Source organism: Pseudomonas fluorescens NCIMB 11764 (assembly GCF_000293885.2).
In the GTDB taxonomy this organism is placed as follows: Bacteria; Pseudomonadota; Gammaproteobacteria; order Pseudomonadales; family Pseudomonadaceae; genus Aquipseudomonas; species Aquipseudomonas fluorescens_B.
Map to the genome: position 1 here is coordinate 6,670,177 of NZ_CP010945.1, position 12,554 is coordinate 6,682,730.

General features: G+C 61.1%; 12 protein-coding genes. 3 read left to right on the top strand and 9 right to left on the bottom strand.

The genetic code is table 11. From position 1 onward, the window contains the following. Positions 1 to 43 precede the first annotated feature (43 nt). The 6 genes from B723_RS30300 to B723_RS30325 all read right to left on the bottom strand — a co-directional run bounded on the left by B723_RS30300 (position 44) and on the right by B723_RS30325 (position 7,478). Positions 44 to 1,099, bottom strand: a complete 1,056-nt coding sequence (locus B723_RS30300; RefSeq protein WP_017340521.1) for an ABC transporter ATP-binding protein — start codon at positions 1,097 to 1,099, stop codon at positions 44 to 46. 17 nt (positions 1,100 to 1,116) lie between these two features. Then, the gene (locus B723_RS30305) at positions 1,117 to 1,965 is read right to left on the bottom strand and encodes an ABC transporter permease (RefSeq protein WP_017340522.1); all 849 of its coding nucleotides are present in this window, start codon (positions 1,963 to 1,965) and stop codon (positions 1,117 to 1,119) included. Beyond that, entirely contained in the window at positions 1,962 to 2,870 is a 909-nt protein-coding gene (locus tag B723_RS30310; protein WP_017340523.1) for an ABC transporter permease, read from the bottom strand. Before B723_RS30310 ends, B723_RS30305 begins: the two co-directional genes overlap by 4 nt. Positions 2,871 to 3,074: 204 nt before the next feature. Further along, positions 3,075 to 4,178, bottom strand: coding sequence for an extracellular solute-binding protein (locus tag B723_RS30315; protein ID WP_010457579.1), 1,104 nt, complete (start codon positions 4,176 to 4,178; stop codon positions 3,075 to 3,077). Between the two features lie 217 nt (positions 4,179 to 4,395). After that, on the bottom strand, positions 4,396 to 5,844 hold the full coding sequence (locus B723_RS30320) for an aldehyde dehydrogenase family protein (protein WP_017340524.1): 1,449 nt from the start codon (positions 5,842 to 5,844) through the stop codon (positions 4,396 to 4,398). Then, a complete protein-coding gene (locus B723_RS30325) occupies positions 5,841 to 7,478 on the bottom strand; it encodes a 5-guanidino-2-oxopentanoate decarboxylase (protein ID WP_017340525.1) in 1,638 nt (545 codons plus the stop codon). The genes B723_RS30320 and B723_RS30325 overlap by 4 nt, the downstream gene beginning before the upstream one ends. A gap of 160 nt (positions 7,479 to 7,638) precedes the next feature. On the opposite strand from B723_RS30325, the gene B723_RS30330 reads away from it, so the two are divergent. Continuing rightward, positions 7,639 to 8,520: a LysR substrate-binding domain-containing protein gene (locus B723_RS30330; RefSeq protein WP_017340526.1), complete on the top strand. Its 882-nt coding sequence runs from the start codon at positions 7,639 to 7,641 to the stop codon at positions 8,518 to 8,520. A gap of 60 nt (positions 8,521 to 8,580) precedes the next feature. Here the strand turns inward: B723_RS30330 and B723_RS30335 are convergent, their stop codons facing one another. After that, positions 8,581 to 9,195, bottom strand: a complete 615-nt coding sequence (locus B723_RS30335; RefSeq protein WP_017340527.1) for an NAD(P)-dependent oxidoreductase — start codon at positions 9,193 to 9,195, stop codon at positions 8,581 to 8,583. Between the two features lie 174 nt (positions 9,196 to 9,369). Beyond that, complete coding sequence (locus tag B723_RS30340; protein WP_017340528.1) at positions 9,370 to 10,254, bottom strand: MBL fold metallo-hydrolase; 885 nt, start codon at positions 10,252 to 10,254, stop codon at positions 9,370 to 9,372. A gap of 114 nt (positions 10,255 to 10,368) precedes the next feature. Between B723_RS30340 and B723_RS30345 the strand changes: the two genes are divergently transcribed. Beyond that, complete coding sequence (locus tag B723_RS30345) at positions 10,369 to 11,274, top strand: LysR family transcriptional regulator (protein ID WP_017340529.1); 906 nt, start codon at positions 10,369 to 10,371, stop codon at positions 11,272 to 11,274. 133 nt (positions 11,275 to 11,407) lie between these two features. After that, a complete protein-coding gene (locus B723_RS33525; RefSeq protein ID WP_017340530.1) occupies positions 11,408 to 11,584 on the top strand; it encodes a hypothetical protein in 177 nt (58 codons plus the stop codon). 9 nt (positions 11,585 to 11,593) lie between these two features. On the opposite strand, the gene B723_RS30350 is transcribed toward B723_RS33525, so the two are convergent. Beyond that, positions 11,594 to 12,490: a helix-turn-helix domain-containing protein gene (locus B723_RS30350; protein WP_017340531.1), complete on the bottom strand. Its 897-nt coding sequence runs from the start codon at positions 12,488 to 12,490 to the stop codon at positions 11,594 to 11,596. Between the last annotated feature and the right edge of the window lie 64 nt (positions 12,491 to 12,554).

Consider the following 12,554-nt stretch of genomic DNA (forward strand, 5'->3'; position numbering starts at 1 on the left):
GCCTGCCAGCGATGGGGCCAGTAAGGCCGACATCAAATCCGGATCAGGCACCCAGTACGCGGCAAGCCTCAGCCGGCAAGGTCACCGACACCGGGTTGCCAATGCTCAGCCCAAACCCCTGGCACGGCGTGCTCAACGCCGTAAACGACACGCCCGAACACTCAACGGTCGTCTCGATCGTCGCGCCGATATCACGCACGAACGTCACCTTGCCCAGCAACCGATTCCCCGCCGTCGCCTGCGGGTGCGACAGCTGCAGGTCTTCAGGGCGGATCAGCATTTTCACTTTCTCACCGACCACGATACTGCTGCAGATCGGCACTTCCAGTGCATCACCGCCGGGCAAACCCACCTTGCCGTTACCCAGCGCCGTGGCCGGAAAGATGTTGCCCGAGCCGATGAAGTCCGCGACGAATTCGTTGGCCGGATGACGATAAATTTCGATCGGCGTGCCGACCTGCTGCACGCGATGCTCACCCAGCACCACGACGATATCGGCCATGGTCATGGCTTCACGCTGATCGTGGGTCACCATGATGGTAGTGATGTTCAGGCGCTGTTGCAGTTGACGGATTTCCACCTGCATCGACTCGCGCAGCTTGGCGTCCAGCGCCGACAGCGGTTCATCCAGCAGAAGGATTTTCGGGTGGTTGGCAATCGCCCGGGCGATCGCCACGCGCTGGCGCTGGCCGCCCGAGAGTTTCGCCACCGGGCGATCAATCATTTCCTTTAACTGAATCAGTTCCAGCAATTCCACCACCCGCGCCTGCTGGTCAGCCTTGCTGACCCCGCGCAGTTTCAGCGGATAAGCGATGTTCTCCCCCACGGTCATGTGCGGGAACAGCGCCAACGATTGAAACACCATGCCGAAATTGCGTTGATGCGCCGGTGTGTGGCCGATGTCTTCACCGTCCAGGCGAATCTCGCCGCCGGTCAGGGTTTCGAGCCCGGCGATCATCCGCAGCAGCGTGGTTTTGCCGCAACCCGAAGGGCCGAGGAAACACACCAGTTTGCCTTCCGGCAAATGCAGGTTCACATCCTTTACCGCACAGGCCGAGCCGTAATGTTTCTCGACGTTTTCCAGAATCAGACCAGACATATGAATCACCTCAAGAATCAGAACGAAACGCCACCTTCACCGACCAGCTTCTCCAGCGCCCAGATCAGGACGAAGTCGATCAGCACGATCAGCACGGCAAACGAAAATACGGTGGGGTCGAGCGACGACACAGTGCGGCTGTACATCCAGATCGGCACGGTCATCACGTCGATGGTGTAGAGAAAATAGGTCACGGTGAATTCGTTGAACGAGACGATGAACGCCAGCAGCATCCCCGCCAGAATCCCCGACTTCATCAGCGGCACCACCACATCAATGATCGCTCGCGTTGGCGAAGCACCGAGCATTTGCGCGGCTTCTTCGACTTCGCTGCCGATGGAAAGCATCGCCGCGGTGCAGTTTTTCACCACAAAGGGCAGCGCCAGGATCACGTGGGCAATCACCAGTCGCGAGGTGGTCATCTGAAACGGCAGGCTGTCGAACACCAGCAACAACGCCAGGCCCAACACCACCATCGGAAACACCAGTGGCAGCGACATCAATTGCAGCGCCACGGCTTTGCCACGGAACTCGCAACGGGTCAGCGCATAAGCCGCCGGCACCGCGATGATTGTGGCGAAGACCATGGTCAGGCACGCGACCATCAGGCTGGTGGTCATGGCTTTGCCGAGGCTCAGCACATCGCTGGAATCCGGCGAAACGAAGGTGTGCCAGGCGGCCTTGTACCATTGCAGGCTGTAGCTGCTCGGCGGGAAGTCGAGGTTCGACGCACCGCTGAACGACATGACGATCATGGTCAGGATCGGCAGCACCGCCAGCAGCAGGATGAAACCCGAGAGGATGCCGGCGAACTTGCCGGTATCCCCCGGCAACAGTGAATGACGCTTCTTGATCACAGCGCTCATTGCGAAGCCTCCAGCATGCGGCGACGACGGCCGGTGATGTATTCGGAGAAGGTCATGATCGCGAGCGTGGTGACAATCAGCACCACACCGGCGGCGGACGCAGCGGGCCAGTTCATCAGCGGGGCGATCTGGTCATGCACCATCACCGCCAGCATCGGCACGCGCCGGCCGCCGAGCAGCAAAGGCACCACGAAACTGCTGGCGTTGTAGGCGAATACCAACGTCGCACCGGTGATGATCCCCGGAAAACTCATCGGCAACACCACCTGACGGAACACCTGCAAACGACTGGCGCCCAGCGTGGCGGCGGCCTCTTCGTAGGTACGGGCGACGCCGCGCATGGCGCTGGCGATCGGCAACACGGCCAGCGGGAACGCGGTTTGCACCAGGCCCATCAGCACGCCGTTCTGGTTGTACAGCAGCATGATCGGGCGCTTGATCAGGCCCAGGCCCATCAGTGCCTGATTGAGCATCCCGCCCGGGCCGAGAATCACCAGCCAGCCGTAGCTTTGCAGCAGCAGGTTGACCAGCAATGGCAAGAGCACGGCGGCGAGGAAGATCCGGCGCACGAACGGTGAGGTCAGGCGCGACATGGTGTAGGCCACCGGGATCGCCAGCACGACGGCGATCACTGCGCTGATCAGCGCCAGACGCAAGGTCAGCAGCAGGGATTTCAGGTAGTACGGTTCCAGCAACTGGGCGTAGCTGGCCAGGCTGAACCCGGTCCATTCCGCGCCTTTGGTGCCCACGCTCATGCGCAGCACCAGCAGGCTGGCGGCAATCAGCACGCCCAGAAACAGCATCGACGGCGAGAGGAAAAACCAGGCGCGAGTCGTCGGCGAAACACCCCGATGGGCGCGCGCCGGAGCGGTAACGACCGGATGAGTCAGAGGTTGGTGTTCCATAGCAAGGGTCTCGTCAATGGAAAGCAGCAAGACTGAGATAAGGCAAAAACCTGTGGCGAGGGAGCTTGCTCCCGCTGGGTCGCGAAGCGGCCCTGATCATTCACCGCGCCCGTTCAGACAAAACGCGGTGTCAGGTTTCGCGGCTGCTACGCAGCCGAGCGGGAGCAAGCTCCCTCGCCACAATGGATCTTCAGACCTCAAGAATCAGGAAGAAAAGATTTCCGTGTAGCGACGAATCCATTGGTCATGCACGGAGGCCAGGAAGGCGTTGTCGTGCATGATCGCCTTCTCGGCAATCTGCTCTGGCGTGAGGATGTACGGGCTCTTGCGCGCTTCGGCGGAGATGATCGCCTTGGCGTTGACCGGGCCGTTGTAGATATCTTCAGCCATCTTGCCCTGCACCAGCGGGTCCAGAGAGTGGTTGATGAAGGCGTAGGTCAGGTCGGTATCGCCCGGACGATTCTTCGGCATTACCGAGAGCATCAGGTCGGTGTAGAAACCTTCCTTCATGCCGAACGTGGCACCCAGGCCGTAGGCCGGATCGCGGATCTGTTTCGGGAAGAAGGCCGGGGCGTACAGGCCACCCATGTCCAGGGAACCGGTGCGGAACAGCTCGGCGATCTGGTTCGGGTTTTCACCCAGGGTCACCACACGGTCTTTCAGCTCGGCGAGTTTCTTGAAGCCTGGCTCGATGTTGTGCTCGTCACCACCGGCCAGTTTGGCGGCGATGATGATCAGGTCCATGGCCTCGGTCCAGTTTGGCGGCGGCAGGAAGATGTTCGGCGACAGCTCCGCGTCCCACAGGGCAGCGTAACTGTCCGGCGCTTCCTTGATGGTGCGGGTGCTGTAGACCAGGCTGTTGCACCAGAGCAGGTAACCGATCCCGTGGCCGTTGGCGCCGGTGCGGTATTTCTCCGGGACGTCGACCAGGTTGGGAATGCGGTTGAGGTCGGGTTTTTCCAGCAGGTTGGCGGCGGCCAGGCCTTCGGCGCCGACGCCGGCCAGGGTGATGATGTCGTACTGCGGACGATCACCCGCGGCCTTGAGTTTGGCGACCATTTCCGAGGTGCTGCCGGTGCGGTCAGCGATGACCTTGCAGCCGTACTTGTCTTCGAAAGTCGCCGCAATGTTGCGCAGCGCAGCCAGGCCGGTGTCATCAGACCAGGTCAGCAAGCGCAGGGTCTTGCCCTGGAAACGGGTGTCGCTGGCATTGGCCTTGACGAAGGGCAAGCTCATGGCCGCCGCTGCAACCGAAGCCACGCCCACGGTTTTGATAAATTGACGTCTGTTCAGATCATGCTCGCCCATTACGGACTCCCTTTGTTTTTGTAGGTATAAGGCAGGTCGAAACTGTTGCATCCGCGCGGCCGGACCAGCGCTATCCCTCGTATTTTCGGGGGTTTGGCTGAACCAGTGAGTTCATCCTGAGGTCGTGCAAAAAAGCTGACTATCGATAAAAACTCATCGAAGCCATGACATCAGTGCATGCCTCTATACGAAGCATGCACTCACCTTTTTCGTGCCGTCAGACGGCGCGAATCACGTGTTTGATTTCCTGGAAAGCCTGCAAGCCCCACGGCCCCAATTCGCGGCCGATGCTGCTCTGCTTGTAGCCGCCCCAGGCGGTCTGCGGGAAGATCACTTGCGGCGCGTTGATCCACACAAGTCCCGCCTGCAAAGCGTTGGCGACCCGATCCGCCGCCTCGGCGTCGCGCGTCACAACGCTGGCGACCAGACCGAACTGGCTGTCGTTGGCCAAGGCAATCGCCTCGGCTTCGGTGGTGAAACTGCGCACACAGATCACCGGGCCGAAAATCTCCTCACACCACAACGCACTGTCGAGGGGCACTTCGGTAAAAATCGTCGGTTGCAAAAAATATCCGCGGGGCAGGTCTGCGGGGCGATTGCCGCCGCAAATCAGCTTGGCGCCGGCACTCAAACCGCGATCGATGTGACCGAGCACGCGCTGGTATTGCGCCTGATTGACCAGCGCGCCCATTTCCACGTTCGGGTCGAACGGGTCGGCAACGCGAATGGCTTCGGCGCGGGCCTTCAGGCGCAGGAGGAATTCGTCGGCCAGTTCATCGGCGACCAGCACGCGGCTGGTGGCCGAGCACATTTGCCCGGCGTTGAAGAAACCACCGCCACAGGCCACTTCCACCGCCAACGCGATGTCGGCGTCCTTGAGCACCAGCAACGAAGATTTGCCACCCAGTTCGAGACTCACGCCCTTCACGGTTTCGGCGGCGCGTTGCATCACTTGCACGCCGACCGCATTGCTGCCGGTGAAGGAAATCCTGGCAATGCGCGGGTCTGCCGAGAGGGGCGCACCCACTGCCAGGCCGGTGCCGCAGACCACGTTGAACACGCCCTTCGGCAATCCGGCGTCGGCGATGATCGCCGCCAGTTCCAGCTCCGGCAGTGGCGTTACTTCGGACGGTTTGAGCACTACGCAGCAACCGGCGGCCAGGGCCGGGGCGAGTTTCCACGCGGTGGTGACCATCGGGAAATTCCACGGCACGATCAGGCCGACCACACCGCACGGCTCGCGGCGCACACGGGCGCTGAAGTCATCGGTGGGCAACTCGACATTGCTGTCTTGTTTGGCATCGAGGCCTTCGGCCAGACCGGCGTAATACTCGAACGTGGCAATCACGTCATCGACGTCGATGGCCGCTTCGAACAGCGGCTTGCCGTTGTTGCTCGACTGCAACTGCATCAACTGCTCGCGACCGGCCTGCACGCCGGCGGCAATCTTGCGCAGGATCGCACCACGCTCGGTGCCGGTGGTTTGCGACCAGGCCAAGAAGGCTTCGGTCGCTGCGTTCACGGCATCATCGACGGCGTTTGCATCGCCGCCGTTCACGGTGGTCAGCAGCGCTTCGGTGGCCGGGTTGATCACGCGCAGATGTTCGCTGCCGGCCGACCATTTACCGTTGATGAACAAGCCATCCAGGGTGGTTGGAAAACTCATTTCGACACCGCCTTCATCCACTGGGTCTGATCGATTTCGATCAGGGTCGGGCCTTGGCGATCGGTAGCGCAGCGCAGTGCATTGCGCAATTGATCGACACCGTTGACCGCTTCAGCCGCGCAGCCCAGCGCCTTGGCGACGCCGATGAAGTCCGGGGTGTAGATGTCCACGCCAACCGGTTCGATGGCGCGGTTGACCATGTATTTCTTGATCTCTTCGTAGCCCTGGTTATTCCACAGCAGGACGATCACCGGCGTGCGCGCTTCAACGGCGCTGGCCAGTTCCGGCAGAGTGAATTGCAGACCGCCATCACCGATCAGACACACCACCGGAGGACGTGCGCCACTTTCAACGCTGCCGCCGAGCCAGGCGCCAATCGCCGCCGGCAAGGCGTAACCGAGGGTGCCGTAGCCGGTGGACGAGTTGAACCAGCGGCGCGGGCGTTCCGGGTTGAAGGTCAGGTTGCCGGTGTACACCGGTTGGGTCGAATCGCCGACGAACACGGCGTCCGGCAATTCGTGCAGGACGGTTTCGAGGAAGCGGGTCTGGGCCAGGGTCGGGGCATCCCAGGTGGCGGCGAGGTCTTCACGCAGACGTGCGGCGCGGACCTGGCCCCAATCGTTGCGGCGCTCGGCCAGCGACTTGTGGGACAGCGCGCTCAACAAGGCTTGGGCAGCGTTGCGCGAATCGGCCACCAGGGCGACTGTCGGCGGGTAGTTGCGCACGGTCTGGTCAGGGTCGATGTCCACGCGCAACAGCGCACCGGGAATCTCGAAACCGCCGGCGAAGGTGACGTCGTAGTCGGTTTCCGCCAGTTCGGTGCCAATCGCCAGCACCACGTCGGCCTCGGCCACCAGGGCGCGGGTCGCGACCAGGCTTTGGGTCGAGCCGATCAGCAGCGGATGGCTGGATTCGAGCATGCCTTTGGCGTTGATGGTCAGGGCCACCGGCGCGTCGAGCAGTTCGGCCAGCTCCGTCAGTTCCGCGGCAGCATCGATGGCGCCGCCACCGGCAAGAATCAGCGGGCGCCTGGCGCCGGCGAGCAGCTCGGTCATGCGGCTGATCGCGCTTGGCGAAGCACCGGCGCGGTCGATGTTGACCGGCCGGCTGGCGAGCAGGTCATCGGCCTCTTCGACCAGCACGTCCAGCGGAATTTCGATGTGCACAGGACGCGGGCGACCGGCCTGGAACAGGGCAAAGGCGCGGGCCAATACGCCCGGCAATTCGGACGCCGACATCAGGGTGTGGGAGAACGCTGCCACGCCACCGACCAATGCGCCCTGGTTCGGCAGCTCATGGAGCTTGCCGCGACCGCCGCCCAACTGGTTGCGGGTCTGCACGCTGGAGATCACCAGCATCGGAATCGAGTCGGCGTAGGCCTGGCCCATGGCGGTGGTGATGTTGGTCATGCCAGGGCCGGTGATGATGAAGCACACACCCGGTTTGCCGCTGGTGCGTGCATAGCCGTCGGCCATGAAACCGGCGCCCTGTTCGTGACGCGGAGTGACGTGGTTGATGCTCGAACGGGCCAGCCCGCGATACAGCTCCACGGTGTGAACCCCGGGAATGCCGAACACCTGCTCAACCCCGTAGTCTTCGAGTAACTTGACCAATACTTCGCCGCACGTCGCCATGTCTTTTGCCCTTTTTGTTCGTTTGAGACGCCGGGCCTGCGCAGTGTTTATGATGAATGGGCAGGTCCAGGGATGGCCTCATTGGAACGGGCGACACGTAGCCGTAACAATGGATAAAAAGTCATACTAGCCATGTCCTCACGTCATACCTTGGATCCCAATGAAACGATTGCCTCCCCTGCCGGCGCTGCACACTTTTCTGATCACCGCGCAGTGCTGCAACTTCACCCGAGCGGCCGAACAGCTGTTCATCACCCAGGGCGCGGTGAGTCGGCAGATCGCCGGGCTGGAAGAACATCTGGGTTATGAGCTGTTCATTCGCCAGGCCCGCGGCCTGGATTTGACGGCTGAAGGGCGGGAGTGGCTGCCACGGGTGCAGCAGATTTTCGGCTTGATCGACGAGGCAGTCGAACAGATCGGCGAGAAGCGCGAAACCCTGCAACTGAAGGCACCGACCTGCGTGATGCGCTGGTTGTTGCCGCGTCTGTTGCAGTGGCAACGGGAGCGTCCGGACGTGCCCGTGGAATTGACCACCACGGTGAAGCACGGTGTGGATTTCCATCGCGAACAGTTCGATGCGGCGGTGATGTATGGCGCGCCACCGGACCGTGCGTTGACGTCTTATCTGCTGTTCGATGAGCAACTGACGCCGGTGTGTTCACGGCCGATGCTGGACGGGCCGATGGCGTTGCAGACACCGGCAGATCTGCAACAACACTTGTTGCTGCACCCGACACGGGATGAGCGCGACTGGAATGCCTGGTTGAAAGCGGCGGATCTTCAATTGAGCAACGTCAGCAAAGGCCAGCATTTCGAGACCCTGGACCTGGCGATGTCGATGGCGTCCCAAGGGACCGGTGTGGCGATCGGCGATTGGTCGTTGATCGGCGACGACCTGAGTGCCGGGCGGCTGGTCATGCCGTTTGAATTGAAGGTGAAGACGGGGTTGGCGTATTACCTGGTGTTCCCGGAGAAACCGGCACCTTCACCGCAGTTGCGCGAGTTGATGGGGTGGTTGGTAGCGCAGGCTCAGGCCCGCTGAGCGGACAAACTCCGTAGGAGCTGCCGAAGGCTGCTCCTACGGATGGGCGGTGTTTCTGGATCAGTAGCCGACTGTAAACCGCTGACGGGAATGCTTCGGCGCTTCCACTTCATCGATCATCGCAATCGCATAGTCGGCGAAGGTAATCCAGCTGCGCCCTGCACCGCTCACCAGCAAATCGTCCTTGCCAATCCGGAACGTACCGGTGCGCTCACCTTCGACAAACTCCGCCGACGGCGACACAAAGGTCCAGTCCAGTTCGTTTTCCTGACGCAGGTTCTCCAGGAATTGAGCACCGGCACTGGCCTCGGTTTTGTACGCTTCAGGGAAACCTTTGCTGTCGATCACGCGAGTACCGTCCGGCAGCAACAGCGAACCCGCACCACCGACCACCAACAGACGTTTCACCCCGGCCTGTTTCACCGGCCCGATGACGGCGCGGGCTGGAAGGGTCGCAAAGTGCGCGGCGCTGATCACCACGTCATGACCTGCGACCGCCGCTTGCAACGCTTCGGCATCGAGGGCATCAACTTTCTTGCTGACGACTCCGGCACGCTGACCGATCTTCGACGTATCGCGGGCAATGGCCGTGACGCTATGGCCTCGGCGCAGGGCTTCTTCCAACAGCTGGCTGCCGGCACGGCCGGTGGCACCGATGATTGCGATGTTGCTCATGATGTTCTCCAGTTGGCTTGGGTGATCTTTGCAAATTTGAATGGTAGAAGGGCTTTTGTGGCGAGGGGATTTATCCCCGTTCGGCTGCAAAGCAGTCGTCAAAGCTTGGGACTGCTGCGCAGTCCAACGGGGATAAATCCCCTCGCCACAGGTGTGCGTGTTCATCACATAAATTCACTCACCCCACTTCATCTCGCCCTTGGCGACCTTGGCGCTCAGCTCCAGTGAGCTTTCTTCGCCGAGGGTCGGGAAGCGTTTTTTCATCGCAGCAATCAACGCCGCAGCGTCTTTGGCCTTGGCGGTTTCTTCGTCGAAGGCCTTGATGTAGTCCGCAGTGAATTGCACAGCGGCCAGGGAGCGCGCGCTCTTGCCGAGGTAATGACCCGGCACGAGAGTATTCGGTTTCAGGGTTTCAATGCTGTGCAGCGTAGCCAGCCAGTCGGTGTGGGATTGTGCGGTTTGGGTGTCGGCCATCCACACGTGAATGTTTTCCGCGACCACCACGCCCCCGACCACCGCCTTGATCGACGGGATCCACACAAAGGTGCGATCCGGTTGCTTGCCCTCCAGCCCCACCACCTGCAACTTCTGCCCTTCGAGTATCAGGCTGTCGCCCTCAAGCACGCCCGGCACGATGGTTCTGGCCGGTACATCGGCGCCCATTTTCGGGCCCCAGAACGCCAGTTTGCCGTCGACGGTTTTCTTGATGTGATCCACTGTCGCTTGCGAAGCGAGCACCTTGGCGTGGGGGAACGCAGCGGTCAGGGTGTCGAGGCCGAAGTAGTAATCCGGGTCACCGTGGCTGATGTAAATGGTGGTCAGTTGCTTGCCACTGGCGCGGATTTTTTCAACCACTTGCTCGGCCTGGGATTTGCCGAATTGCGCGTCCACCAGGATCGCGTCTTTCTCGCCACTGACCAGAACCGAGGTCACCGGGAAGATCGCCTTGTCGCCCGGGTTGTACACATCCAGTGTCAACGTCGATGCCGCCGCGTGAGCCGCGAAGCCAAGGGTGGCCGTGGCCAGCAAAATACGCTTGATGGAAGTGAAACCGATCATCTGTTGCTCCGTTGTCCGAGTGCCGTGCTTGGCGATGGAACAGAGCTTAGTTGCACGACTCAGTACAAAAAATGCGATGCTGGAACATAGTTTGTTTCTGAAATCGGGCAAATCATGGATCGTCTACAAGCAATGCGGGTGTTCGTCACGGTGGTCGACCTCGGTAGCCAGTCGGCCGCCGCCGATCATCTGGAGCTCTCACGGCCGGTGGTTTCGCGGTATCTGGCAGAACTGGAAGACTGGGTCGGCGCGCGCCTGATGCACCGCACCACACGCAAGTTGAGCCTGACCGCCGCCGGCAGCGAGATCCTGCCACGGTGTCGGCAGATGCTCGACTTGTCTTCGGACATGCAGGCTGCCGTCAGCGAGCCGGACGATGCACCGCGCGGCCTGCTGCGGATCAGCGTCAGCACTTCGTTCGGCCAGGCACAACTGGCCGATGCCATGGCGGCGTACGTCAAGCGTTACCCCGGCGTCAGCATCGACCTGCAGATGCTCGACCGCACGGTGAACCTGGTGGACGAGCGCATCGACCTGGCGATTCGCACCAGCAATGACCTGGACCCGAACCTCATTGCGCGGCGGCTGACGGTCTGCCGCTCGGTGATCTGCGCCGCTCCCGCTTACCTGGACGAGCACCCGACGCCAATACGGGTGGAAGACCTGAGCCTGCACAACTGCCTGACGCACTCCTATTTCGGTAAAAGCCTGTGGCATTTCGAACAGGATGGAGAACAGGTCTCGGTACCGGTGCAGGGCAACATCAGCGCCAATGAAGCCAGTACGTTGCTGCGCGCGACGATGGCCGGCGCCGGGGTGGCGATGTTGCCGACTTATCAGGCCGGTGTGCATATCCACCGTGGTGAACTGATCCGCCTGCTGCCCCAGGCCGAACCACGCCGGATGAACATCTACGCGGTGTACGCCTCTCGCAAACACATGCCGGCGGCACTGCGCAGCGTGCTGGATTTTCTGGTGCTCAGATTCCCCGAAGACCCAGCCTGGGATATCGGACTTTAAGAGGCCCGCTCCCACGGGGAACATCAGTGTTCTGAATGTCGGCCTACATGCGCAGAACGCGTGACTGGCAACTCACTGCCGCTGACCTATGCTGAAATAAGTACCGAAGGGTATTCGTTCAGAGGTCAACGCCATGAACATCAAAACAAGAAGATACCTCGCGATTTTCATCACCTGCGCGGCCACGCTGGCGCTGTATGGCACGGCGGCCTGGCGCGTCGAGCAGTTGCGACAACTGCCCCGTGAATACGCGAGCTGTAACTTCGAGCGTTGCATCCCCCACAACGCGACCCTCAACGCCCTTCGATAACGAAGCGGATCAGGCCTCGTTGTCCTGATCGGCCTTCAAGCGGTCGCGAAAAGCCTTGGGCGAGATCCCCACCCGGCGCCGGAACAGGCGCGTGAAGTTGGTCGGATCGGAAAACCCCAACACGTCGGACATTTCGTAAATGGTCATGCTGGTGTAGGTCAGCAAACGCTTGGCCTCCAGCAATTGCCGCTCGTGCATGATCTGCAACGCCGGTTGTCCTGCCAACTCACGGCAGGTGCCGTTGAGGTGCGACACGGAAATTCCCAGCCGATGCGCCAGGTCCTCTACCTTGACGTGTTGGCGATACGTCTCTTCCACCAGCTGGATGAACCCGTTGAGGTATTCCCGCGCACGCTGCGGACGTTGACTGGCGGAGCGACGTTGAAGCGCCTGACGGCTGACCCACACCATGATCACGCTGACCAGCGAATGCATGAGCATTTCCCGGGCCGGTTGATGGCCGGTGTACTCGTTCTGCAATGCAGAAAACAGACTGTTGAGGTACTCACCGTCATTGCCGGCCGGATAACTTTCGGCCTGGGCCAGGGCATTCACCGAGTTGCCCAATTGCGCCTGGAGATGAGCGACCAGCGGCGCGGCCAGGGTCACGACAAACCCTTCGACATCCTCGGAAAAACGATAACCGTGCACCGATAACGGCGGCAGAACCAGGATCGCCGGTTCGCTCAGCTGCGTGCGTTTGCCTTCGATTTCAAGCTCTGCCTGACCTTTGAACACGAAGAGCAACTGGCACAGATCGGCGTGGCGATGGGGTTTGATTTCCCACTGATGTTCGCGGCTGCGTTTGGAGATGGTTTCGCAGTGCAACAAGTCCGGGGTCGGCCATTCCAGGCTTTCACCATAGAGCTTGAACACCGGTATCGAAGGCAGGTCAGGCTTGTTCATAACTTCAATCCAGGCCTCGGAAGGTGGTGGGCGATAATCGCACCGATTGGCAGAATGTACAGCT